We start from the raw sequence: 23,393 nt of genomic DNA on the forward strand, positions 1-23,393 counted from the left end.
CGGACACGACGAATCGCACGTTCCGGACACGACGGCTCACTCGCCGTCCACGGCCGGAGGATGACCGGCCGGTGTCCCGTTCGAAGGCCACGGAGCGGCACTAGAGTGGGCCGGAAACTCCCGGGCGACCCCGGGAGACCGCAAGCACCACGATCAGCAGGGAGCGCATGACGTGCGGCCGGTAGGCAGCAAGTACCTGCTCGAGGAGCCGCTGGGACGCGGCGCCACGGGCACCGTCTGGCGTGCCCGCCAGCGGGAGACCGCAGGTTCCGAGGCGGCCGTCGCGGGTCAGCCCGGCGAGACCGTGGCGATCAAGGTCCTCAAGGAGGAGCTCGCCAACGACGCGGACGTCGTCATGCGGTTCCTGCGCGAGCGCTCTGTGCTGCTGCGGCTCACCCACGAGAACATCGTCCGCACCCGAGACCTGGTCGTGGAGGGTGACCTCCTCGCCCTCGTGATGGACCTGGTCGATGGCCCCGACCTGCACCGCTACCTCCGCGAGAACGGCCCGCTCACCCCGGTCGCCGCCTCGCTCCTCACCGCCCAGATCGCGGACGCGCTCGCGGCCAGCCATGCCGACGGTGTCGTCCACCGCGACCTGAAGCCGGCCAACGTCCTGCTCTCCGAGCGTGACGGCCAGATGCATCCGATGCTCACCGACTTCGGCATCGCGCGGCTCGCCGACTCCCCGGGGCTGACCCGGACCCATGAGTTCGTCGGCACGCCCGCCTATGTGGCGCCGGAGTCCGCCGAGGGCCGCCCACAGACGTCCGCGGTCGACATCTACGGTGCGGGCATCCTTCTGTACGAGCTGGTCACCGGGCGACCGCCGTTCTCCGGCGGCAGCGCCCTCGAAGTGCTGCAACGACACCTCAGCGAGGAGCCCCGCCGCCCCACCACCGTCCCGGCGCCGCTGTGGACAGTCATAGAGCGCTGCCTGAGCAAGGACCCGGACCACCGGCCCAGCGCCGAGAACCTGGCCCGTGGACTGCGTACCGTCGCGGCCGGCATCGGCGTGCACGCCAACTCGGCCCAGATCGCGGCCGCCGACGGGGTGGGCGCCCTGCTCGCCCCCGACCCGGCGCCCGCGGCGGTCCCGGGGACCCAGGGTGCGGCCGACCCGACACAGGTGCTGCCGAGCAATGCGGGTGCGTACGACCCGAACGCGGCGACCAGCGTCATGCAGCACCCCCCCGGCCAGGGATACGGGCAGGGCCAGGGCGGGTACGCCGACCCGACCGCGGTCATGCCGCCCGTCCCGACGCGCCCGGAAGGCCCGCCGCAGCCCGAGGGCCCGCACCCGTGGCAGTCCCAGCTGCAGGCGGCCCGCGACCGCAACGAGCAGACGCAGGTCCAGTACCTCGACCCGAGCCAGGACCCGCTGCGCCGCCGCCCCCAGCGCCAGCAGCCGCGGCCCCAACAGCCCCAACAGCCCCAGCAGCAGCGGCCGCAGCACCAGCAGTACGCGCAGCAGCCCCAGCAGCAGCAGTACCCCCAACACCGGCAGCAGCAGCACTACCCGCAGCAGCAACCCCAGCAGCAGCCGCAGCGCCAGCAGTACGCACCTCCGCAGCAGCAGCCGCCCCAGCAGCCGGCCCCGCGCCAGCCCCGTGAGCCGAGGCAGCGCAGCGCCAGCCCGATGAAGATCCCGGGCCTCGGCTGCCTCAAGGGCTGTCTGTTCACCGTGGTGCTGCTGTTCGTCGCGGGCTGGCTGATCTGGGAACTGACGCCGCTGCAGGACTGGGTGGCCCAGGGCAAGAGCTACTGGCAGGCGATCGGTGACGGGATCTCGGCCGCCACGGACTGGCTCTCCAAACTGGGCGGCAGCAGCACCAACTGAGCGAGCGCGCACCACCGACTTCGTGGCTTTGTCGACTTCTGCGGGGCTATTTCGACCGCAGAAGTGAAGGTTGGCGCCATCCAGGGCACGCAGCACCCCGATCGACGCGTAACTTTGGCGACCGGGGGTTAGTGAGCGACGGTCCATCGCCAGCCGCTGAGGGAGCAGTCTTGGCACGGAATATCGGCAGCCGGTACACCGCCCACCAGATCCTGGGGCGCGGCAGCGCCGGCACGGTGTGGCTCGGCGAGGGTCCTGAGGGCCCCGTAGCCATAAAGCTCCTCCGTGAGGACCTCGCGTCCGACCAGGAGCTGGTCGGACGCTTCGTCCAGGAGCGCGCCGCTCTGCTCAAGCTCGATCATCCGCACATCGTCGGCGTCCGCGACCTCGTCGTGGACGGCAACGACCTGGCGCTGGTGATGAACCTGGTGCGCGGCACGGATCTGCGCACCCGCCTCGACCGCGAGCGCCGGCTCGCCCCCGAGGCGGCGGTCGCGATCATCGCGGACGTGGCCGACGGCCTCGCCGCCGCGCATGCCGCCGGCGTGGTGCACCGTGACGTCAAGCCGGAGAACATCCTGCTCGACATGGAGGGCCCGCTCGGCCCCGGCGGCTCGCATCCGGCGCTGCTCACGGACTTCGGCGTCGCGAAGCTGATCGACACCCCGCGTCGCACCAAGGCCACGAAGATCATCGGTACGCCGGACTATCTGGCCCCCGAGATCGTCGAGGGTCTCCCGCCGCGCGCTGCCGTGGACATCTACGCCCTCGCGACGGTGCTGTACGAGCTCCTCGCGGGCTTCACGCCGTTCGGCGGCGGCCACCCCGGCGCGGTGCTGCGCCGCCATGTCACGGAGACGGTGGTGCCGCTCCCCGGCATTCCCGAGGAACTCTGGCAGCTCCTGGTCCAGTGCCTGGCCAAGGCCCCGGCCTCCCGGCTGCGCGCCTCCGAGCTCGCGGCCCGCCTGCGCGAACAGCTTCCGCACCTGGCCGGCATCCCGCCTCTCGACGTCGACGAGCCGGACGCCGAACCGGAACCGCAGCTCTACGACGAGCAGCAGTACACCCCCAACCCCGACGAACCCCGCCGCCGCGGCGCGGTCCCGCTGGTCCCCGGCGCGTCCCCCGACTCCAACCGTGACACCCACACGAGCATGCGCGTCCCGGCGCCGGACGAACTCTCCGGCGGCCCCAGGGGCACGGCCCGGGCCCCACGGGCCCCCGGCCAGCCCCGCCCCGGCTCGGCCCGCAACAATTCGGCGGCCATCCGCAAACGCCGCATCACGCTCGGCGCGGTGGCGATAGTGCTGTGCGCGGCACTGGGCGTCGGCGGCTGGCTGGCCCTGAGCGGCAACGACGCGGACGCGACACCACAGGACTCGGGGAGCTCGGCACCGGCGGTGCCATAGGCCCCTGGAAGATCGAACGGGTCCGGCCACTGTGGTCCCGGACACCCTGAGTCCGTCCGCCGGGCGGCCCTGTACACAAGGATGCCGGGCGGCCCGGCGGCCCCGTACCCAAGGATTCCGGACCCGTGATCAAGCAGCCCGGGGCAGGTCCGCGCCGACAGCCGTTACGCTGGACCCGTGGCAGTCGTCGATATTTCCGAAGAGCTGAAGTCCCTCTCCTCGACCATGGGGTCGATCGAGGCCGTCCTGGACCTGGATGCGCTGAGGGCGGACATCGCCGCGCTCGAGGAGCAGGCGGCGGCGCCGTCCCTCTGGGACGACCCGGACGCGGCACAGAAGATCACCAGCAAGCTTTCGCACCTCCAGGCCGAGGTGCGCAAGACCGAGGCCCTGCGCGGCCGCATCGACGATCTTGCGATTCTCTTCGAGCTCGCCGAGGACGAAGGCGACGCCGACACCCTTGCCGAGGCCGAGACGGAGCTGGAATCCGTCAGGAAGGCGCTCGACGAGATGGAGGTCCGTACCCTCCTCTCCGGCGAGTACGATTCCCGTGAGGCGCTGGTCAACATCCGGGCCGAGGCCGGTGGCGTCGACGCCGCCGACTTCGCCGAGAAGCTCCAGCGCATGTACATCCGCTGGGCCGAGCGGCACGGTTACAAGACCGAGGTCTACGAGACGTCGTACGCGGAAGAGGCCGGCATCAAGTCGACCACCTTCGCCGTCCAGATTCCCTACGCCTACGGCACGCTCTCCGTCGAGCAGGGCACCCACCGGCTCGTCCGGATCTCGCCCTTCGACAACCAGGGCCGCCGTCAGACGTCCTTCGCGGGTGTCGAGGTGCTGCCCGTGGTCGAGACGACCGACCACATCGAGATCGACGAGTCCGAGCTGCGCGTCGACGTGTACCGCTCCTCCGGCCCCGGTGGCCAGGGCGTCAACACGACCGACTCCGCGGTGCGCCTGACCCACCTGCCGACCGGCATCGTCGTCTCCTGCCAGAACGAGCGCTCGCAGATCCAGAACAAGGCGTCCGCGATGAACGTCCTCCAGGCGAAGCTCCTTGAGCGCCGCCGCCGGGAGGAGCAGGCCAAGATGGACGCGCTCAAGGGCGACGGCGGCAACTCCTGGGGCAACCAGATGCGTTCGTACGTCCTGCACCCGTACCAGATGGTCAAGGACCTGCGTACGGAGTTCGAGATCGGCAACCCGGAAGCGGTCTTCAACGGCGAGATCGACGGCTTCCTGGAGGCGGGCATCCGCTGGCGCAAGCAGCGGGAGAAGTAGCAGCCAGTTCGCGCGTACGGCGGTGCCGGGCCCCACGGGGTTCCGGCACCGCCGTTTTCGTACCCGGCGACGGCCGTGGCGCGTGCGGAATCCCGTCGCCCGAAAGGGAGTTGGGGCCGTGAGTTGCGTAGGCCCCGTGGTGGGTGCGTCACAGTCGTGATTCTGAATGACGGTCAACTGCTCGCAAAACGGTGCACATTGCACGGAACAGGCTTGACGTAGTCCTTAACTGTGGACAGGGTGCTAGTGCAGCATGCGTATGTCTGGGACGGGTGTGGGCGGGGGAGGGCGGCTTGGCTACGGCACTACGTGGCCCGGCAGGCCGAGAGCGCAACCCCCGGCAGAGCCGTGAGCCCGCATATGGCTGCTCCATTGACGAGAACAGCTACTGGGGGTAGCAGCAGATGACCAAGAAGACGCGAGTCCGCGTCGCGCGGATAGCCGCGGGTGCGGTAATCGCCGCGGGTGCTTCGCTGACCGCTGCCGGTGCGGCGCAGGCCGTCGGCATCGGCGTCAACATCGGCGGGCTCTCGGCCACGGCCGAGGCCAACGAGGACGGTCTCGATGTCGGCCTGGGTATCCAGGGAGACAACGAGGGCGGCGACCCGGGCGGTGTCGACGCCGGCACGGATGCGGGTACGGATGCCGGTACGGACGCGGGCACGGATGCGGGTACGGACGCGGGCACGGATGCGGGTACGGACGCCGGTACCGATGCGGGCACGGACGCGGGCACGGACGCCGGTACGGACGCGGGCACGGATGCCGGTACCGATGCGGGCACGGATGCCGGTACCGATGCCGGTACGGACGCGGGCACCGATGCCGGTACGGACGCGGGCACGGACGCCGGTACCGATGCGGGCACGGACGCGGGCACGGACGCCGGTACCGATGCGGGCACGGACGCGGGCACGGACGCCGGTACCGATGCGGGCGCCAACGGCAACGGCGGTGGCAACGGCAACAACGGCGGCAATGGCGGCGCCTCCGGCGACGTCACCGGTGGCGGCGACGGTGGCGACGACGGTGGTGCCAACACCTGCACCGTCGACCTCGACGGTGCCGAGTGCGCGGACAACACCGACACCGACAGCGTCGGCAACCAGCCGGTCGAGCAGGGCAAGGGCAAGGACGAGCTCGCCGAGACCGGTGCGGCCGAGACCACGTTCCTGCTGCTCGGCGCCGCGACGATGATCGCCGGCGGCATCGGCTTCCGGATCCTGCCGCGTCTGGTGAACGGCCGTACGGTCGCCTAAGGCCCCTGTGGCCGGTATGCGCGCCTGCGTACACAGAAGGGCCCGGGACGGCCGATCCGATCGGCCGTCCCGGGCCCTTCTACGTACGCACACGGTCACGTACTCACTCCGCCATGCGGGGGCGGCTACAGACAGCTACACGGTCATACGGTCTGGTGCGCCAGCAGTGCCAGCGCCGCCAGCAGTACCACCAGCAGCGCGATCAGCATCGCCGGGCTCAGGCCCGCGAAGGGTCCCTGCTGCTGTTCCTGCTGCTGCAGCCGTGCGCGGCTGGCCCGGCATACGGGGCACCGGCCCTCGTTCACAGGCGCCGCGCAGTTTGCGCACACCAATCGGTCATAGGTCATGCGCTTTCCTCCTCCCGCGCGGCGGAGCCGCATACGCGTTCTCTCCGCACAACGCTCATGGAAACGCATCCGTTCCCCCTCCACTGTGCCAGCTCGCGCGGATTTCGGCGCGGCCCGCCGGACAACACCCGGTCCATTCCGGGTCCGGTTGCGCTCCGGCACAGTTCCGTTCCGCCATAAATCGCCCATCAGCGGACGCGCGCCTGCACGCCTCAGCCCGGTTCGCGTATGGTCACGCACACCTACTCCCGGCCGACCGTGGTGCATCCGTGATCCGATTCGACAACGTCTCCAAGACCTACCCGAAGCAGAGCCGTCCCGCTCTACGGGATGTGTCTCTCGATATCGAGAAGGGCGAGTTCGTCTTCCTGGTGGGCTCCTCCGGCTCCGGCAAGTCCACCTTCATGCGACTCATCCTCCGCGAGGAGCGTGCCAGCCAGGGCATGGTCCATGTCCTCGGCAAGGACCTCGCGCGCCTGTCCAACTGGAAGGTGCCGCAGATGCGCCGCCAGCTGGGCACGGTCTTCCAGGACTTCCGGCTGCTCCCCAACAAGACTGTTGCGGAGAACGTGGCGTTCGCCCAGGAAGTCATCGGCAAGCCGCGCGGCGAGATCCGCAAGGCCGTACCGCAGGTCCTCGACCTCGTCGGTCTCGGCGGCAAGGAGGACCGGATGCCCGGTGAGCTCTCCGGTGGTGAGCAGCAGCGCGTGGCGATCGCGCGGGCGTTCGTGAACCGTCCCATGCTGCTGATCGCGGACGAGCCGACGGGCAACCTCGACCCGCAGACCTCCGTGGGCATCATGAAGCTGCTGGACCGGATCAACCGGACCGGGACCACCGTCATCATGGCGACCCACGACCAGAACATCGTCGACCAGATGCGCAAGCGCGTCATCGAGCTCGAGCAGGGCCGTCTCGTACGCGACCAGGCCCGCGGCGTCTACGGCTACCAGCACTGAGCGGATCCGGCCGCGCCGGACCCGCTGAGCATCGAGTACTGAAAGGACGCCATGCGCGCCCAGTTCGTCCTGTCGGAGATCGGCGTCGGTCTCCGTCGCAATCTCACGATGACCTTCGCCGTCGTCGTCTCCGTCGCCCTCTCGCTCGCCCTGTTCGGCGGCGCGCTGCTGATGCGCGAGCAGGTCAGCACGATGAAGGACTACTGGTACGACAAGGTCAACGTCTCGATCTTCCTCTGCAGCAAGAACGACGCGGAGTCGGCGGCCAACTGCTCCAAGGGCGCCGTCACCGCTGAGCAGAAGAAGGAGATCGAGACCGACCTCGGGAAGATGAGCGCCGTCGAGAAGGTCGAATACGAGTCGGCCGACCAGGCGTACAAGCACTACCAGGAGCAGTTCGGCGACTCGCCGATGGCCGGCAACATCACGCCGGACCAGATGCAGGAGTCGTTCCGTGTCAAGCTGCACGACCCGAAGAAGTACAAGGTCGTCGCCACCGCCTTCGCGGGCCGCGCCGGGGTGCAGTCCGTCCAGGACCAGAGATCCATCCTGGACAACCTCTTCGGGCTGATGAACGGCATGAATGTGGCCGCGCTCTTCGTGATGGCGCTGATGCTGGTCATTGCGCTGATGCTGATCGTGAACACCGTGCGGGTATCGGCGTTCAGCCGGCGCCGCGAGACGGGCATCATGCGGCTCGTCGGCGCGTCCGGGTTCTACATTCAGATGCCGTTCATCATGGAGGCCGCGTTCGCCGGGCTCATCGGTGGCGTGCTTGCCTGCGTCATGCTGCTGGCCGGGCGGTACTTCCTGATCGACGGCGGCCTGGCCCTCCAGTCGAAGCTGAATCTGATCGACTTCATCGGCTGGGACGCGGTCTTCACCAAGCTGCCGCTGGTCCTTGCGATCGGCCTCCTGATGCCCGCCGTTGCCGCGCTCTTCGCGCTCCGCAAGTATCTGAAGGTGTGACAAGCGCCCCGTGGGGCGTGCGGTGAACCAGCCGTGCGCCCTCGGAGTGTTGTCCTAGACTCATCGCCATGTCGGGCCCTACGCACGGTTTCGGGCCCCGCGGTCTCTGCCGCGGGGCGGCGCTGACATTGGTCTTCGCTAGCGTCCTGGCCACCGCGGCGGCCACGGGATCGCTGCCGCACGGGGACGGAGCGAGCGCCGCGATAAAAGCCCGCGCCGTCGCCTCCACCGCCGACCGCGACGAGGTCGCCCACGCCGCCGCCGAGGCGCTGGCCGACGGCAAGTCCGCCACGGCGGCGGCCGAGGAGGTCGTCAGTCGCAGCGGGGACCGCTGGGGCGCGGTGTACGACGAGCGGGAGTACGAGGAGTTCGAGCAGGCCCTCGACGGCTCGTACACGGGCGTCGGACTGGCCGCGAGGCGCTCGGCCGACGGGCTGGTCGCCGTGGCTCGGGTCCAGCCGGGCGGCCCCGCCGACCGGGCCGGTATCGAGCGGGACGACCTGCTCCGTACGATCGACGGCCACCGGGTCGACAGACGCCCCGTCTCCGAGGTCGTCGCCCTGCTGCGCGGGGACCGTACGAGCGCTGCCGCGGGTACCACCGTCGTACTGGGCGTCCAGCGCGGCGCCACCGGCCCGACGAGGGCGCTGACGCTGACCCGGGCCCGGCTCACCACCGAGGCCGTCACCGTCCAGAAGCTCGGACCGGACCGTTCCGATTCCTCCGCAGCTGTACTGATCAAGGTCGACTCGTTCACCAAGGGTTCCGGCGCCAAGGTGCGCGACGCCGTCCGGAGCGCACCCGCGGGCGCCGGGGTGCTGCTCGATCTCCGCGGGAATCCGGGCGGCCTGGTCACCGAGGCCGTGGTCGCCGCCTCCGCGTTCCTCGACGGCGGGCTTGTCGCCACGTACGACGTGCACGGCGAGCAGCGCGCCCTCTACGCCGAGCCGGGCGGCGACACCGTACGGCCCCTCGTCGTCCTCGTCGACGGCGGCACCATGAGCGCGGCCGAGCTGCTCACCGGCGCCCTCCAGGACCGGGGCCGCGCTGTCACCGTCGGCTCGCGGACCTTCGGCAAGGGCTCGGTCCAGATGCCCAGCAAGCTCGCGGGCGGCTCGGTCGCCGAGCTGACCGTCGGCCACTACCGCACCCCGGCGGGGCGCAGCGTCGACGGGCACGGCATCACGCCGGACCTGGCGGTCTCCTCCCGGGCCCTGCAGCGGGGCGAGACAGTATTGAGTGGCCTCGGGGGTGGGTCGTAGTGCGAAAATGGCCGCACTATGGCTAAGGAAAAGGACACAGGGCGCAAGCTCATCGCGCAGAACAAGAAGGCGCGGCACGACTACCACATCCTCGACACCTATGAGTGCGGTCTCGTGCTGATGGGCACCGAGGTCAAGTCGCTGCGGCTGGGCCGGGCCTCGCTGGTGGACGGCTTCGTCCAGATCGACCGGCACGAGGCGTGGCTGCACAACATCCATGTCCCCGAGTACGTGCAGGGCACATGGACCAACCACTCCGCCAAGCGCAAGCGCAAGCTGCTGATGCACCGGGCCGAGATCGACAAGCTGGAGTCGAAGTCGCAGGAGACCGGGCACACGATCGTGCCGCTCGCGCTGTACTTCAAGGACGGCCGGGTCAAGGTCGAGATCGCGCTCGCCAAGGGCAAGAAGGAGTTCGACAAGCGGCAGACGCTGCGGGAGAAGCAGGACCTGCGGGAGACGAACCGCGCGATTTCGGCGGTCCGACGGCGTCAGCGGAGCGCCTGAGCGCGCTCGGACAGGAATAGGCTGGCACCGTCGTGCGTTGGTCACGTACGATGGCACTGGACCTCACAGCGGGTGCGCCTTTGAAAAAACAACATGGGGATGATCGGTTTCGACAGCGGATGTCGAAGCAGGGGAAGCGTGTCGAGGAAGCGGCAATGATCTCGTAAACCATATGTCGCAACCAATAATCGCCGATTCCAAGCGCGATTCCTTCGCCCTCGCTGCCTAAGTAGCGACTTGCGAAGTGTCAGCCCGGGGGTGATCCCGACCCGGATCCTGGCATCATCAAGGGATCTAAACTTCTAGGCCCGGTCACGGGGCCTGGAAGGAAATCAAACAGTGGCTGGGCCTGTCGGAGGCTTGTTCGCGTGATCTCCGGGGCCGAGAAAAGCGCAGCGAACTGCACACGGAGAAGCCCTGATTCTGCACCGTTGGACGCGGGTTCGATTCCCGCCATCTCCACAATTCCCATGTGAACGAGGACCCCGTTGCCCACCGGCAGCGGGGTCCTCGTTCGTGTCCGGGGTGATCTCCGGGTTCATGTCCGGCGGATTCCGGCCGCTGCGACGGCCAGGGCGAGTCCCGCCGCGCACACCGGGACGACGTACCCCGTCACCGCCCCCATGTGCTCCACCATCCAGCCGCCGGCCGCCGAACCGGCCGCTATTCCGCCCAGCAGCGCGGTGACGGGGAGCGTCATGCCCTCGTTCAACCGGCCCTCGGGGGTCAGCCGTTGCACCAGCGTCATCCCGGTGACCATCGTCGGCGCCGTGGCCGCGCCCGCCAGCAGCAGACCGCCGGCCAGCGTGAGCAGCGAATCGGTCGAGCAGGCGGCGAGCAGCGGCAGGGACATCAGCGCGGTCATCCCGGCCAGGCACCACAGCAGCCGGCGCCGGGTGTCCGTGGCCGGGCGCAGTGATCCGTACAGCAGTCCCGCCACGCACGAGCCGCCTGCCTGAAGCGCCAGGATCGCGCCCCCGGCGTGCGCGATCGTGACGACCTCCATGGCGCCGAAGACCGCGCCGGTGGCGAGGAAAGTGGCGAGCAGCGCGGGCATGCCGCCGGTGCGCAGCGGGGAGCCTGCCCGGGTACGGGGCGCCACCGGGGGTTCCGTGGCGCGCTGAGCGGCGAAGATCAGCACGCCGGTCATCAGCAGGATTGTGCCGATCAGCGTCCCGGCCTCCGGGAAGAGCGCCGCGCACAGGAGCGCGGCGAGGGCGGGGCCGAGCATGAAGCACAGTTCGTCGGCGGCCTGTTCGAAGGAGTTCGCGGTGTGCAGGGCGGCCGGGTCGCCGCGGTGCAGATGGGCCCAGCGGGCGCGGGACATGCCACCGGTGTTGGGGGTGGTGGCGGTGGCGGCGTAGGCGGCGAAGAGTGTCCAGGCCGGGGCGTCGTAGTGCACGCAGAGCAGCAGCGCGAGCGACCCGAGCGCGGCGATCGCGGTGGCGGGCACGGCGATCCTGGCCTGGCCGTACCGGTCGACGAGCCGGGCCGTCCAGGGCGCGACCACGGCGGTCGCGGCGAGTCCGGTCGCGGTGACCGCTCCGGCCAGGGCGTACGAGCCGCGCGACCCGGCGATCATGATGACGGCGCTGACGCTGAACATCCCCATCGGCAGCCGGGCGATCAGATTGCCGGTGGTGAAGGCGCGGGCGCCGGGGGTGGAGAGCAGGCGGCGGTACGGGTTGGTGGAGGCCCGGCGGGCGGGGGCGTCGGTGCGCGGGGCGATCACCAGCAGGTCGCCGGAGACGGCGTGCACGGGCGTGGTGGGCGTGTCGTACGGCATGGCTCAACCCTCGCGGTGCCCGGCCGGTGCGGTCCAACACCTGCTCCGCACCCATTCACGCATATTCGTTGTAAGTTCGGCCCGTGACCTCCTCCGATATCGATCCCCGGCTGTTGCGCGCCTTCGTCACCGTCGCCGAGGAGCTGCACTTCACCCGCGCCGCCGCCCGCCTCTACCTCGCCCAGCAGGCACTCAGCCGCGACATCCGACGGCTGGAGCGCGAGCTCGGTGCGGAGCTGTTCGTACGGACCACCCGGCAGGTCTCCCTCACACCCGACGGCGAACGGCTGCTGCCGCACGCCCGCCGGGTGATCGCCGCCCATGACGACCTCCGCGCCGCCTGGGCGGTGCAGACGCGCCCGCTGCTGGTCGACGTCAGTGCCCCGGTCGGGACGGGCCACCGGCTGCTCGGGCTGGCCCGCGGCGAGGCGCCGGGGGTGGAGTTCGTGGCGCGCTATCTGAGCGGGCTGACGGGGGCGGCGGCGGAGATCCTGGCGGGGCGGCTCGATGTCTCCTTCGGTCGGGTGGCAGGGCTCGATCCGGCGGTACGGGCGGGGCTGGCGCATCAGCCGGTCTGCTTCGAGCGGCTGACCGTCCTGCTGCGCGACGACCATCGTCTGGCGTCGCTCGCCCAGGTCCCGATGGCGGCGCTGGCGGGGGAGCGGCTGTACGCAGCGGCGGGCAACCCGGCCACGGCGGAGTGGACCGACCTCGCGGAGCGGCTGTTCGCGGGGCGAGGGATCGAACTGGTGGCGCCCTTCCCGGAGATCGTGGGGGAAGAGGAGTTCGTGCGGGTGGTGCGCAAGCAGGGCTGGTCGGTGCTGGCGAGCACCGAGTTCATCGAGGTGCCGGGGATGGTCGTGCGGCCGCTGGTCGACCCCGTGCCGTTGTCACCGGTATCGCTCGTGTGGCGCAAGGGTCTGAAGCATCCGGGGGTCGATGCGTTGCGGCGGGTTGCGGCAGGGGTGACGGCGGCGGAACGGGGGCTGAAGGTACCTGCCGGGAGCTGGCTTCCCGAGGGAGATCTGGCATTCATGTCGCAGGCGTGTTGACGCTGCAGGTGTCCTGAAGTGGCATGTTGGCCCATTGCTGACCAGCATTGGCTCAACTCCGGGACAGATACATGTGGATTGTGCATGTAGGGGCGGATCTGCCTTCCATTCGCAGGCTGTGTGAAATCGGTACATCTCTCATCCTGGGCATCACTCGTTCAGGGACAATTTCGTCAGCTTCGTGCGCTACATTCATCCTCCGGGTGCAAGGTGCTGGGGGGCGCACGGACCGGGTGGGGGCCCAGGTCCGTCGGTACGTAACTGGCTCAAACGTGCGCACCCGTTTTTCTGAGTGGGGGATGTGCCTACACCTGTGGAAAATTGGCGTGAAGGTGCCCGTACCGGGCACACGCACGAGCCGAACGATGTCACCGTCCAGCTCGACGGTCTCGGACGTCAGCTCTCCGAACTAACTGCCGAACCCGGAGCCCCCGAAGGCTCCGACGGTCCGGTCTTCGTCGACGAGAGCGGCCGGCGCAGCAAGACGTTCAGGCGTCTGGGCTGGGTCCTTGCCGCGGTCTGCGCCTGCTACGCGGTGACGCTGGTCGTCGCCCTGCTCGGCGGCAATTCCAGCGCGCCGTGGCTGCCGCTCTCGGGTCAGAAGCAGCACAAGAAGGCGGAGGAGGTTCCGGCGCTGCCCGCTCCGTCGGGCAGCGCGGACACGGTCGTGCCGGTGGGCGCGACACCGGGCGTCACGGAGCCCGAACACAGGGTCGGCAGCAATGCGACGCCGTCGGCCGGCGCCCGTTCCGGCAGCGCGTCCGCGCCCGGCAAGGACCCGTCGAAGCCCGCCACCGTACCGCCCAAGAACAATACCGCCACCGGCGGGGGCACGAAGCCCCAACCGGGGACCCCGACCCCCGAGCCGCCCGCCGCCACCACGACGCCGCCCGTCGATCCCGGTCCCACCGGGACGCCGACACCGCCCGTCGAGTCCCCGGATCCTCCTGTGCAAGAGCAAGAAGGCGCCCAGTAAATGACCATCCCCGCCTCGCGGGGCAGGCACAACCGACAGAAGCGGAACCAGCGGCGCAGGATCCCCATGCGCTATCTGCTGCCATCCGTGTTTCTCGTTGCCCTGCTCGCCATGCTGATGCTGCGCGGTTACGTGCACAGCGAAATCCTCGCGGACCACCGGGTCCAGGCCCCGGCGCCCACCGACCATGTGCCCGACGCGATCCTCGACGGCGGTCCGGTCATCGACGCCCGGAAGGCCACCGCGCCCGCCAAGACGCTGCGCATCCCCGATCACCGGATCGTGCTGACCTTCGACGACGGACCGGACCCGGTGTGGACCCCGCGGGTCCTGGACACGCTGAAGAAGTACGACGCGCATGGTGTCTTCTTCGTCACCGGAACGATGGCCTCGCGCTACCCCGACCTCGTCCAGCGCATGGTCGACGAGGGGCACGAGGTCGGGGTGCACACGTTCAACCACCCCGACCTCTCCTACCAGTCGCACTCCCGCATCGACTGGGAGCTGTCCCAGAACCAACTGGTGCTGGCGGGTGCGGCAGGCATCCGTACGTCCCTGTTCCGGCCGCCGTATTCGTCGTTCGCCGATGCCATGGACAACAAGTCGTGGCCGGTCACCCAGTACGTCGGCACGCGTGGCTACCTCACCGTCGTCAACAACACCGACAGCGAGGACTGGAAGCGACCCGGCGTCCCCGCGATCATCGAGCAGGCCACCCCCAAGGGTGGCAAGGGCGCCGTCATCCTGATGCACGACTCCGGCGGCGACCGGTCCCAGACCGTGGCCGCCCTGGGCGACTTCCTGCCGCGGATGCAGCAGGAGGGCTACACGTTCACCAACCTCACCACCGCCCTCGGCGCCCCCAGCGCGCACACCCCCGTGACCGGGTTCGCACTGTGGAAGGGCAAGGCGTTCGTCTACGCCGTCGACCTCTCGGAGAAACTCACCGACGTACTGGTGGCCGGGCTCGCCGTCATCGGGGTGCTCGTCCTCGTCCGCTTCGGACTGATGCTGCTGCTGTCCTTCCTGCACTCCCGGAAGGTCCGCAGGAGGGACTTCAGCTGGGGGCCCGCGTTCCACCGCCCCGTCTCGGTGCTCGTGCCGGCGTACAACGAACGCGAATGCATCGCCAACACCGTGCGTTCCCTGGTGGCGAGCGAGCATCCCATCGAGATCATCGTCATCGACGACGGCTCGACGGACGGCACGGCGGACATCGTGGAGGCGATGCGGCTGCCGAACGTCCGCGTCATCCGCCAGCGCAACGCCGGCAAGCCCGCCGCCCTCAACAACGGCATCGCGCACGCCCGTCACGACATCGTGGTGATGATGGACGGCGACACGGTCTTCGAACCGGCCACCGTCCGCGAACTGGTCCAGCCGTTCGCCGACCCCAAGGTCGGCGCCGTCGCCGGGAACGCCAAGGTGGGCAACCGCGACTCGCTGATCGGCGCCTGGCAGCACATCGAGTACGTCATGGGCTTCAACCTCGACCGCCGGATGTACGACATGCTGCGCTGCATGCCGACCATCCCCGGCGCGGTCGGCGCCTTCCGCCGCGACGCACTGGACCGGATCGGCGGCATGAGCGAGGACACCCTCGCCGAGGACACCGACGTCACGATGGCACTGCACCGCGACGGCTGGCAGGTCGTCTACGCGGAGAACGCCCGCGCCTGGACCGAGGCGCCGGAGACCGTGCAGCAGCTGTGGTCGCAGCGGTACCGGTGGTCGTACGGCACCATGCAGGCGATCTGGAAGCACCGCCGCGCCGTCGTCGAGCGCGGCCCGTCCGGCCGCTTCGGGCGCGTCGGACTGCCGTTCGTCGCCCTGTTCATGGTCGTCGCCCCGCTGCTCGCGCCTCTCATCGACGTCTTCCTGCTGTACGGACTGGTCTTCGGCCCCACCGAGAAGACCATCGGCGCCTGGCTGGGTGTCCTCGCGGTGCAGGCCGTCTGCGCCGCGTACGCCTTCCGGCTCGACAGGGAACGCATGACGCATCTGATCTCGCTGCCCCTCCAGCAGATTCTCTACCGGCAGCTCATGTACGTGGTGCTGCTCCAGTCCTGGATCACCGCGCTCACCGGCGGCCGGCTGCGCTGGCAGAAGCTTCGCCGTACGGGAGTGGTGGAGGCGCCCGGCGCGATGGTGAGCCAGCGCGGGCGCAGCAACGAGCGGAGGCCCGTCGCATGACGAGCAGCTACACCCCGGCATTCCCCCCGTCCCACCCGGTCCCGGTGCCGGCCCAGTCCGCCGCACCGGTACCGGAGGCGGCCGCTCCGGCCGCCCCGAGGAGGCCGGGCCGCGACCGCTACCTCGACCTGCTGCGCGCCGTCGCCCTTGTCCGTGTCGTCGTCTTCCACATCTTCGGCTGGGCCTGGCTGACGGTGGTGTTCCCCTCCATGGGCGTCATGTTCGCCCTCGCGGGTTCGCTGATGGCGCGCTCGCTGGACCGCCCCGCCCCGGCCGTCGTGCGTGCCCGGCTCCGCCGTCTGCTGCCCCCGATGTGGGCGTTCGCCGCGGTCGTCGTCCCGGTCATGTTCGTCCTCGGCTGGAAGCCCCTGAAGGAGGAGGGCATCTGGTGGTTCATCAAGCTGGGCTGCTACCTCCTCCCGGTCGGCGCCCCGCCGTATCCGTGGGAGAGCGGCTCGCCGGGCGGCTTCCTGGAGGAGTCCTGGGCGGACCAGGCCGCCGGACCGCTCTGGTACATCCGCGCCTACCTCTGGTTCGTGCTCGCCTCGCCGCTGCTGCTGAAGGCCTTCCGCAAGCTGCCCTGGGCGACACTGCTCGCCCCGCTCGGTCTCACCGCCGTGATCGGCACCGGACTGGTCACCGTGCCCGGGGAGACCGGCGAGGGGCTCGTCGACTTCGCGGTGTTCGGCTCCTGCTGGATCCTCGGCTTCGCCCACCACGACGGACTTCTGCAGAAGGTCCCGCGCTATCTGGCGGTCTCGCTCGCCGCGCTCCTGATGGCGTTCGGACTGTGGTGGGCCTCGGGACATCTGACGCAGGAGGGCTGGAACCTCGACGAGATCCCGCTGGCCCAGGCGGCCTGGTCGCTCGGCTTCTGCGCGATCCTGCTCCAGTACGCACCGTCCTGGCAGCGACTCCCCGGCAGGCTGGCCCGGTGGGACAGCCTGATCACCCTCGCCAACAACCGCGCGGTGACGATCTACCTCTGGCACAACCTGCTGATCATGGCGACCTCGCCGCTCATCGACCAGCTGTGGAACATCCCCTGGGTCGATGACCACCTCGGTACGTACATCGACTCCTCGTACGCGGAACTGATGCTGCTCCTGGTCTGGCCGCTGCTGGCGCTGATGATCCTCGCGGTCGGCTGGGTCGAGGACGTCGCGGCGAAGCGCAGTCCCCGGCTGTGGCCCACCGGCGCGTCCGCGAGAAGGAAGAACGCACCGGCCCCGCAGTGACCGGTCCTCACCTCACCGGTCCGCCCCCGGCCCGGTGAGAGCAAGGTTGCCCACCGGTCACCTCGCAGCACCGCACCGAAACGCGCGCTCCCTAGCGTCGAGGCAGACGACCCGACACCCGTGGAACGCGAACCGTGGAGGCGTGATGGCCGGCAGGTGGATCGAGCAGTGGGAGCCGGAGGACGAGATCTTCTGGCAGGAGAAGGGCGAGCGGATCGCCCGCCGGAATCTGTGGTTCTCCGTGCTCTCCGAGCACATCGGGTTCTCGATCTGGACCCTGTGGTCGGTGATGGTGCTGTTCATGGGACCGGAGTACGGAGTCGACCCGGCCGGGAAGTTCTTCCTGATCTCGACGGCGACGCTGGTCGGGGCCCTGGTCCGGGTCCCGTACACGTTCGCCGTCGCGAGGTTCGGCGGGCGGAACTGGACGGTGGTCAGCGCCCTGACCCTCCTGGTGCCGACCGTCGCCGCGTACCTGGTGATGGAGCCCGGGACCTCGTACACCACGTTCCTCGTGGTGGCCGCCCTCGCCGGGATCGGCGGCGGGAACTTCGCCTCGTCGATGACGAACATCAACGCCTTCTTCCCGCTCCGGAAGAAGGGGTGGGCGCTCGGGCTCAACGCGGGCGGCGGCAACATCGGCGTACCCGTCGTGCAGCTCGTCGGGCTGCTGGTGATCGGCACGGCGGGCGCCACCCACCCGCGGATCGTGCTCGCCGTGTACGTGCCCCTGATCGTCGTCGCCGCCCTGTGCGCCGCGTCCTTCATGGACAACCTGGCCCCCGTGCAGAACGACACCGGGGCCGCGAAGGGCGCCGTCCGCGATCCGCACACCTGGATCATGTCGGTGCTCTACATCGGCACCTTCGGCTCCTTCATCGGCTACAGCTTCGCCTTCGGTCTCGTCCTGCAGACCCAGTTCGGCCGGACCCCGCTGCAGGCCGCCTCGCTCACCTTCGTCGGCCCGCTGCTCGGCTCGCTGATCCGGCCCGCGGGAGGGTGGCTCGCCGACCGCTACGGCGGCGCCCGGATCACCCTGTGGAACTTCGCCGCGATGGCCGCAGCGACCGGAGTCGTCGTGTACGCCTCCGGGATCGAGTCGCTCGCCGTGTTCCTTGTGGGGTTCATCGCCCTCTTCGTGCTGACCGGGCTGGGCAACGGATCGACGTACAAGATGATCCCCGGCATCTTCCACGCGAAGGCGATCGCCCAGGGGCTGCGCGGCGAGGAGGCCGCGGCTCAAGGGCGACGGCTGTCCGGGGCGGCCATGGGACTGATCGGCGCCGTCGGCGCGCTCGGCGGGCTCGCCATCAACCTCGCGTTCCGGCAGTCCTTCCAGGCCGCGGGCACGGGCACGGCGGCCTTCTGGTCCTTCCTCGCCTTCTACGGGGTGTGTTTCACCGTCACCTGGGCGGTATACCTTCGCCGCGCCGCTGCCGTCTCCGTGAAGCCGCAGCTCAGCTACGCCGAGGTGTGATCATGACCGTCCGGCGTCTACACGACGTAACGGGCGGGAAATGCAGGTGAACCGAGCCTGTCACGCTTCGTTGGCAGTCTCGGTTCTCCGCATCAACGAGCAGCAGCGGGACGAGAGCCGGTAGACCATATGCGCGACGACGAACAGCACGGGCCCCTTGCGGGTTTCACAGTCGGGGTGACCGCCGCACGCCGAGCGGACGAACTCGGCACCCTGTTGCAGCGACGGGGTGCCACCGTCGTGCACGCGCCCGCCCTGCGGATCGTGCCGCTCGCCGACGACCGTGAACTTCTCACCGCCACCGAGGAACTCGTCGACCAGGTCCCCGATGTGGTGGTCGCGACCACCGCGATCGGCTTCCGCGGCTGGATCGAGGCCGCCGACGGCTGGGGCATCGGCGACCGGCTGCTGGACCGGCTGCGCACGGTCGAACTGCTGGCCCGCGGCCCGAAGGTGAAGGGCGCCGTCCGGGCCGCCGGGCTCACCGAAGCCTGGTCGCCCGGCTCCGAGTCCATGGCCGAGGTGCTGGAGCGGCTCCTCGACGAAGGCGTCGAGGGCCGCCGCATCGCACTCCAGCTGCACGGCGAACCACTGCCGGGCTTCGTCGAGTCGCTCCGGGCGGGCGGCGCCGAAGTCGTCGTCGTACCCGTCTACCGCTGGATGGAACCCGAGGACCTCGCCCCGCTCGACCGGCTGCTCGACATCACCGCCGCCCGCGGCCTGGACGCGCTCACCTTCACCAGCGCCCCGGCCGCAGCCTCCTTCCTGAACCGGGCCGGGAAGCGCGGGCTGCTCCCGGAGATCCTGGGCGCCCTCCAGGGCGAAGTCGTCTCGGCCTGCGTCGGCCCGGTCACCGCACTGCCGCTGCAGGCCCGCGGCATCGGCACCATCCAGCCGGAGCGCTTCCGGCTCGGCCCGCTCGTCCAGCTGCTGTGCCGCGAACTGCCCGGCGGCGCCCGTACGCTGCCGGTCGCCGGGCACCGGGTCGAGATCCGCGGTCACGCGGTGCTCGTCGACGACGAACTGCGCTCTGTGCCGCCCGCCGGCATGGCCCTGCTGCACAGCCTGGCCCGCCGGCCGGGCTGGGTGGTGGCCCGGGCCGACCTGCTGCGCGCACTGCCCGGCAGCGGTACGGACGAACACGCGGTGGAGACCGCGATGGCCCGGCTGCGTACGGCGCTCGGTGTGCCCCGGCTGATCCAGACGGTCGTCAAGCGCGGTTACCGGCTGGCGCTGGACCCGGCGGCGGCGGACGCCAAGTACGCGGACTCCTGAGGCGTTACCGTGCAGGAATGACTACCGACATCCACCTGCTCGACACGGAGGTACGACTCCGTCCCGCCACCATGGCCGACGCCGCCTGTCTCGCCGACTCGCTGACCCGCAGCCGCGCGTACCTGCAGCCCTGGGAACCCGTGCGTCCCGACGTCTTCTACACCGAGAAGGGGCAGCAGGAGCGCCTGGCCGGGCTGCTGGCGGACCGTGAGGCGGGGCGTGTGATGCCGTGGGTGCTCGCCGACGCCGACGACCGGGCGATGGGCGGGTTCACGCTCACCAACATCGTGCTGGGGCCGTTTCGCAGCGCCAGTCTCGGCTACTGGGTCGATGTCGCGTACGTGGGTCGGGGGCTTGCCACCGCAGCCGTGGCGCAGGTCTGCGCGGCGGCCAGGGACGTGCTGCGGCTGCACCGGGTGGAGGCCTCGACCCTGCTCGACAACGCGGCGTCGCAGCGGGTGCTCGCCAAGTCCGGCTTCGAGGTGATCGGTACGGCTCCGCGCTATCTGCACATCAACGGTGAGTGGCGCGACCACCGGCTGTTCCAGCGGATCCTGCACGACGGTCCGGTCGAGGGACCGGTCGACCGGCCGTCGGCCGGCTGACAGCCGGCCCGGACAACACACCTAGTTGCTGGAGTACTAGTCCGCCTCCCGGACATGGCGGTGCCCGTCGAGCGGCCACGGCGGGCGGGCCGGGAGGATCTCCGCGAAGGCGTACCCGCTCTTCACGGCGACCCGGCACGAGGCGCGGTTGTCCTCCTGGTGGAGCAGGTCGAGCCGGCGCAGACCGTCGTCGGCGAAAGCGGTGAACGCCCAGCCGGTGAGCGCCTCGACCGCCTGCGGGGCGAGTCCGCGGCCCCGCGCCCGCGCCGCCGTCCAGTAGCCGACCTCGGCCGAACCGGAGCCGGGCGCCGGGTACTTCAGCGCCACATCGCCGACCGGTCGGCCGTCGAGGTCCGTGTCGACGACGGCGAAGCTGAACCGGGTGCCGGACTCCCGGCCCTCGGTCTGGACTCGCAGCCAGCGTTCCGCGTCCGCCTCGTCCGTGACGAGATCCTGCAGCCGGTCGCGCATCGTGGGATCGCGGTAGGCCTCGACCAGCGCAGGTATGTCGTCCCGGCACCAGGGCCGCAGCAGCAGGGGGCCGGCCGAGAACGCGGCCTCCCGAAGATCGTCGCTCATGTCCTCACCGTACTGGGGAGCCCGGCCACGACCCGGACGGTGGGAGGGGTTCCGGGCCGGGCCGGCGACGGGCACTCTGGTGGTGGCTACCACCGGTGACCCCGAGGCGGTGACATGCGCATGGCGGCGGGCAAGGGCTCGTACGACTGGCGGTTCGACTCCGGGCGGCTCTGCCTGGACCTGGTGGCGACGGGGATCGGCACCTCCGGCGCCTGCGAACTGCTCGACGGGGCGGACCGGCTCGCCGACTGGCTGGTGGCCACCGGACTCGTACCGGAGGACACCCGCCTCGACGCCGTCGACGACACCTGGCTGGCGAGCTTCCGGCAGCTGCGCACAGGCGTCGACCGGCTGCTGACCGCCGAGCTCGGCGGCCGCGACGCCGGCGGCGCGCTGGAACGCGTCAATGAACTCGCCGCCGGGGCCCCGCCTGGAGTGCAGGCCGTGCGCGCCCGGAACGGGCTGCTGGTACGGGCACTGAGCACCGAACCCGAATGCCGGGCGCTGCTGTCCGCGGTCGCCCGCGACGTCGTGGAGCTACTGACCGACCCGGTGGCGCGGGCCGGGCTCCGTCGCTGCGAGGGCGACAATTGCCGACGGCTCTACCTCGATACGTCACGGGGGCGGCGGCGCCGCTGGTGCTCCAGCGAGGTGTGCGGGAACCGGGAGCGGGTGGCCCGGCACCGGCGCCGGGCGGCCAAGGCCACGGTCCCGGCGGAGCTCACCACGTAAAAAATCTTGGAACTGCGTTGAATGGATCGGGGCCCGCCTCCGTATTCGATGGCCAAGGAGCTCTACAGGGTCTCGACCGGGAGGTTCGGGTGCGCAAGGATGCGGCCGTGGCCGATGACCGTCCGTACAGGGCTCGACATCGCAGTGAACCGCCCCCGTCCCCCTCCGCCGTCCCCGACGAGGAGCTGATGCGGGCGCTCTACCGCGAACACGCCGGACCGTTGCTCGCGTACGTGCTCCGTCTCGTCGCCGGCGACCGTCAGCGTGCCGAGGACGTGGTGCAGGAAACGCTCATCCGTGCCTGGAAGAACGCCGGTCAGCTCAACCGGGCGACCGGCTCTGTCCGCCCCTGGCTGGTGACGGTCGCCCGGCGCATCGTCATCGACGGCCACCGCAGTCGGCAGGCCCGGCCGCACGAGGTCGATCCGTCGCCGCTGGAGGTCATTCCCGCGGAGGACGAGATTGACAAGGCGTTGTGGCTGATGACGCTCTCGGATGCGCTCGACGATTTGACCCCCGCCCATCGGGAAGCATTGGTCGAGACCTACTTCAAGGGACGTACGGTCAATGAGGCTGCCGAGGTGCTCGGCATACCCAGCGGCACGGTGCGGTCCCGGGTCTTCTACGCACTGCGCTCGATGAAGCTCGCACTCGAAGAGAGGGGGATCACGGCATGAGCGACCACGAGTGGGAGCCTTTCGGGCCCCGGCCGACCGGTCCCTCCAGCCCCACCGGCTCCACAGGTTCCCGCGGCCGCCCGGGAATCCCCAGCAGCTTCGGCGGGCCCAGCAGCTTCGGCGGCTTCGACGCAGCCCACGGCCCCGGCTCCGGTGGAGCCTCCGAAGGGCCGGAGCACGACGCCGCCGGTGCGTACGTCCTGGGCATCCTGGACGCCACCGAGGCCTCCGCGTTCGAGGAGCATCTGGCCGGCTGCGCGCTCTGCGCCGCCCATCTCGACGAGTTCGCCGGCATGGAACCCATGCTCGCGATGCTCGCCGAAGCCCCCGCCGCCGTACCGGGCGCCCGCCCCGTCCCGCACGTCCCCGAGCTGCCCGCCCCCCGGGTGCTCGACCGGCTGGTCGACGAGGTCGCGACCAGGCGGGCCGCGCGGCGCCGCCGCGGCATGTATCTGGTGGCGGCCGCCGCGGCGCTGATCATCGGCGGTCCGGTGGTCGCCGTCGTGGCCACCGGCGGCGACAGCGGCTCGAACCAGGCGGCCGACCCGCACCCCACCAGCCCCGCCGAGGACGCGTTCTTCCACCACATGACGGAGAAGGTGCAGGCCACCGACCCCACCACCAAGGTCGACGCCACGGTCGGCATGGAGAAGAAGGCGTGGGGCACCCACGCGGTGCTACAGCTCAAGAACGTCACGGGGCCGGAGAAGTGCAGTCTGATCGCCGTCTCCAAGACCGGCGAGGAGGAGGTCGTCACCTCCTGGTCCGTCCCGAAGTGGGGCTACGGCATCAAGGACTCCCCGCACTCGGCCGCGCTCTATGTCCACGGCGGCGCGGCGATGGACCGCTCCGACATCGACCATTTCGAGGTGCGCACCTTCGACGGCAAACGGCTGGTGGACATCGACGCATAACCGCCCGGCCGGGGTCCGACGCACAATCGAGACCTCAGACGAGCCATATCGGT

21 protein-coding genes and 1 other RNA gene are annotated in these 23,393 nt (G+C 70.3%); 19 read left to right on the plus strand and 3 right to left on the minus strand.

What is annotated here, in order from left to right:
- The first annotated feature begins 172 nt into the window (after positions 1 to 172).
- The 4 genes from ABZV38_RS13645 (at position 173) to ABZV38_RS13660 (ending at position 5,792) form a co-directional block, all read left to right on the plus strand.
- On the plus strand, positions 173 to 1,840 hold the full coding sequence (locus tag ABZV38_RS13645) for a serine/threonine-protein kinase (RefSeq protein WP_356326979.1): 1,668 nt from the start codon (positions 173 to 175) through the stop codon (positions 1,838 to 1,840).
- Between the two features lie 170 nt (positions 1,841 to 2,010).
- Positions 2,011 to 3,249: a serine/threonine-protein kinase gene (locus ABZV38_RS13650; protein ID WP_356326980.1), complete on the plus strand. Its 1,239-nt coding sequence runs from the start codon at positions 2,011 to 2,013 to the stop codon at positions 3,247 to 3,249.
- Between the two features lie 177 nt (positions 3,250 to 3,426).
- Entirely contained in the window at positions 3,427 to 4,533 is a 1,107-nt protein-coding gene (gene prfB / locus ABZV38_RS13655) for a peptide chain release factor 2 (RefSeq protein ID WP_356326981.1), read from the plus strand.
- Between the two features lie 404 nt (positions 4,534 to 4,937).
- Entirely contained in the window at positions 4,938 to 5,792 is an 855-nt protein-coding gene (locus ABZV38_RS13660; protein ID WP_356326982.1) for a hypothetical protein, read from the plus strand.
- Between the two features lie 143 nt (positions 5,793 to 5,935).
- Here the strand turns inward: ABZV38_RS13660 and ABZV38_RS13665 are convergent, their stop codons facing one another.
- Positions 5,936 to 6,139, minus strand: coding sequence for a hypothetical protein (locus tag ABZV38_RS13665; RefSeq protein ID WP_356326983.1), 204 nt, complete (start codon positions 6,137 to 6,139; stop codon positions 5,936 to 5,938).
- Between the two features lie 269 nt (positions 6,140 to 6,408).
- Here ABZV38_RS13665 and ftsE point away from each other — a divergent pair, with 269 nt between their 5' ends.
- The 5 genes from ftsE to ssrA all read left to right on the plus strand — a co-directional run bounded on the left by ftsE (position 6,409) and on the right by ssrA (position 10,301).
- A complete protein-coding gene (gene ftsE, locus ABZV38_RS13670; RefSeq protein WP_014046319.1) occupies positions 6,409 to 7,098 on the plus strand; it encodes a cell division ATP-binding protein FtsE in 690 nt (229 codons plus the stop codon).
- A gap of 51 nt (positions 7,099 to 7,149) precedes the next feature.
- Positions 7,150 to 8,067, plus strand: coding sequence for a permease-like cell division protein FtsX (gene ftsX, locus ABZV38_RS13675; RefSeq protein ID WP_356326984.1), 918 nt, complete (start codon positions 7,150 to 7,152; stop codon positions 8,065 to 8,067).
- Between the two features lie 68 nt (positions 8,068 to 8,135).
- Positions 8,136 to 9,329, plus strand: coding sequence for a S41 family peptidase (locus ABZV38_RS13680; protein ID WP_356326985.1), 1,194 nt, complete (start codon positions 8,136 to 8,138; stop codon positions 9,327 to 9,329).
- An 18-nt stretch (positions 9,330 to 9,347) separates the two neighbouring features.
- Positions 9,348 to 9,836: an SsrA-binding protein SmpB gene (gene smpB / locus ABZV38_RS13685; protein ID WP_356326986.1), complete on the plus strand. Its 489-nt coding sequence runs from the start codon at positions 9,348 to 9,350 to the stop codon at positions 9,834 to 9,836.
- A 95-nt stretch (positions 9,837 to 9,931) separates the two neighbouring features.
- Positions 9,932 to 10,301, plus strand: a transfer-messenger RNA (tmRNA) gene (gene ssrA / locus ABZV38_RS13690).
- Positions 10,302 to 10,374: 73 nt separating this feature from the next.
- On the opposite strand, the gene ABZV38_RS13695 is transcribed toward ssrA, so the two are convergent.
- On the minus strand, positions 10,375 to 11,622 hold the full coding sequence (locus ABZV38_RS13695; protein ID WP_356326987.1) for an MFS transporter: 1,248 nt from the start codon (positions 11,620 to 11,622) through the stop codon (positions 10,375 to 10,377).
- Between the two features lie 83 nt (positions 11,623 to 11,705).
- Between ABZV38_RS13695 and ABZV38_RS13700 the strand changes: the two genes are divergently transcribed.
- The 7 genes from ABZV38_RS13700 to ABZV38_RS13730 all read left to right on the plus strand — a co-directional run bounded on the left by ABZV38_RS13700 (position 11,706) and on the right by ABZV38_RS13730 (position 20,438).
- On the plus strand, positions 11,706 to 12,674 hold the full coding sequence (locus ABZV38_RS13700; RefSeq protein ID WP_356326989.1) for a LysR family transcriptional regulator: 969 nt from the start codon (positions 11,706 to 11,708) through the stop codon (positions 12,672 to 12,674).
- Between the two features lie 313 nt (positions 12,675 to 12,987).
- Positions 12,988 to 13,650, plus strand: coding sequence for a hypothetical protein (locus ABZV38_RS13705; protein ID WP_356326990.1), 663 nt, complete (start codon positions 12,988 to 12,990; stop codon positions 13,648 to 13,650).
- 66 nt (positions 13,651 to 13,716) lie between these two features.
- On the plus strand, positions 13,717 to 15,843 hold the full coding sequence (locus ABZV38_RS13710) for a bifunctional polysaccharide deacetylase/glycosyltransferase family 2 protein (RefSeq protein WP_356327046.1): 2,127 nt from the start codon (positions 13,717 to 13,719) through the stop codon (positions 15,841 to 15,843).
- Complete coding sequence (locus ABZV38_RS13715; protein WP_356326991.1) at positions 15,840 to 17,081, plus strand: acyltransferase; 1,242 nt, start codon at positions 15,840 to 15,842, stop codon at positions 17,079 to 17,081. The genes ABZV38_RS13710 and ABZV38_RS13715 overlap by 4 nt, the downstream gene beginning before the upstream one ends.
- 145 nt (positions 17,082 to 17,226) lie before the next feature.
- Positions 17,227 to 18,558 carry a nitrate/nitrite transporter gene (locus ABZV38_RS13720; RefSeq protein WP_356326992.1) on the plus strand — a complete coding sequence of 444 codons (1,332 nt, stop codon included), beginning with the start codon at positions 17,227 to 17,229 and terminating at the stop codon, positions 18,556 to 18,558.
- Positions 18,559 to 18,687: 129 nt separating this feature from the next.
- Positions 18,688 to 19,833 carry a uroporphyrinogen-III synthase gene (locus ABZV38_RS13725; RefSeq protein WP_356326993.1) on the plus strand — a complete coding sequence of 382 codons (1,146 nt, stop codon included), beginning with the start codon at positions 18,688 to 18,690 and terminating at the stop codon, positions 19,831 to 19,833.
- Positions 19,834 to 19,850: 17 nt separating this feature from the next.
- A complete protein-coding gene (locus tag ABZV38_RS13730; RefSeq protein WP_356326994.1) occupies positions 19,851 to 20,438 on the plus strand; it encodes a GNAT family protein in 588 nt (195 codons plus the stop codon).
- 36 nt (positions 20,439 to 20,474) lie between these two features.
- Here the strand turns inward: ABZV38_RS13730 and ABZV38_RS13735 are convergent, their stop codons facing one another.
- Positions 20,475 to 21,017, minus strand: coding sequence for a GNAT family N-acetyltransferase (locus tag ABZV38_RS13735; RefSeq protein ID WP_356326995.1), 543 nt, complete (start codon positions 21,015 to 21,017; stop codon positions 20,475 to 20,477).
- 120 nt (positions 21,018 to 21,137) lie between these two features.
- Here ABZV38_RS13735 and ABZV38_RS13740 point away from each other — a divergent pair, with 120 nt between their 5' ends.
- From ABZV38_RS13740 to ABZV38_RS13750, 3 genes are all read left to right on the plus strand, one after another.
- Positions 21,138 to 21,749 carry a CGNR zinc finger domain-containing protein gene (locus ABZV38_RS13740; protein WP_356327048.1) on the plus strand — a complete coding sequence of 204 codons (612 nt, stop codon included), beginning with the start codon at positions 21,138 to 21,140 and terminating at the stop codon, positions 21,747 to 21,749.
- Between the two features lie 89 nt (positions 21,750 to 21,838).
- The gene (locus ABZV38_RS13745) at positions 21,839 to 22,426 is read left to right on the plus strand and encodes a sigma-70 family RNA polymerase sigma factor (RefSeq protein ID WP_356326996.1); all 588 of its coding nucleotides are present in this window, start codon (positions 21,839 to 21,841) and stop codon (positions 22,424 to 22,426) included.
- Entirely contained in the window at positions 22,423 to 23,340 is a 918-nt protein-coding gene (locus ABZV38_RS13750; protein ID WP_356326997.1) for a zf-HC2 domain-containing protein, read from the plus strand. The genes ABZV38_RS13745 and ABZV38_RS13750 overlap by 4 nt, the downstream gene beginning before the upstream one ends.
- Positions 23,341 to 23,393: the final 53 nt, after the last annotated feature.

Origin of the sequence: Streptomyces sp. NPDC005181 (assembly GCF_040608395.1) — a bacterium.
Lineage (GTDB): Bacteria > Actinomycetota > Actinomycetes > Streptomycetales > Streptomycetaceae > Streptomyces.

Bases quoted from the DNA above. Each gene is read 5' to 3' on its own strand.
- ABZV38_RS13735 (WP_356326995.1), bottom strand. From the start codon at position 21,017: ATGAGCGACGATCTTCGGGAGGCCGCGTTCTCGGCCGGCCCCCTGCTG.
- ABZV38_RS13720 (WP_356326992.1), top strand. From the start codon at position 17,227: ATGGCCGGCAGGTGGATCGAGCAGTGGGAGCCGGAGGACGAGATCTTC.
- smpB (WP_356326986.1), top strand. From the start codon at position 9,348: ATGGCTAAGGAAAAGGACACAGGGCGCAAGCTCATCGCGCAGAACAAG.
- ABZV38_RS13730 (WP_356326994.1), top strand. From the start codon at position 19,851: ATGACTACCGACATCCACCTGCTCGACACGGAGGTACGACTCCGTCCC.
- ABZV38_RS13750 (WP_356326997.1), top strand. From the start codon at position 22,423: ATGAGCGACCACGAGTGGGAGCCTTTCGGGCCCCGGCCGACCGGTCCC.
- ABZV38_RS13740 (WP_356327048.1), top strand. From the start codon at position 21,138: ATGGCGGCGGGCAAGGGCTCGTACGACTGGCGGTTCGACTCCGGGCGG.
- ABZV38_RS13715 (WP_356326991.1), top strand. From the start codon at position 15,840: ATGACGAGCAGCTACACCCCGGCATTCCCCCCGTCCCACCCGGTCCCG.
- ABZV38_RS13665 (WP_356326983.1), bottom strand. From the start codon at position 6,139: ATGACCTATGACCGATTGGTGTGCGCAAACTGCGCGGCGCCTGTGAAC.
- ABZV38_RS13725 (WP_356326993.1), top strand. From the start codon at position 18,688: ATGCGCGACGACGAACAGCACGGGCCCCTTGCGGGTTTCACAGTCGGG.
- ABZV38_RS13660 (WP_356326982.1), top strand. From the start codon at position 4,938: ATGACCAAGAAGACGCGAGTCCGCGTCGCGCGGATAGCCGCGGGTGCG.
- ABZV38_RS13680 (WP_356326985.1), top strand. From the start codon at position 8,136: ATGTCGGGCCCTACGCACGGTTTCGGGCCCCGCGGTCTCTGCCGCGGG.
- ftsX (WP_356326984.1), top strand. From the start codon at position 7,150: ATGCGCGCCCAGTTCGTCCTGTCGGAGATCGGCGTCGGTCTCCGTCGC.
- ABZV38_RS13695 (WP_356326987.1), bottom strand. From the start codon at position 11,622: ATGCCGTACGACACGCCCACCACGCCCGTGCACGCCGTCTCCGGCGAC.
- ABZV38_RS13710 (WP_356327046.1), top strand. From the start codon at position 13,717: ATGCGCTATCTGCTGCCATCCGTGTTTCTCGTTGCCCTGCTCGCCATG.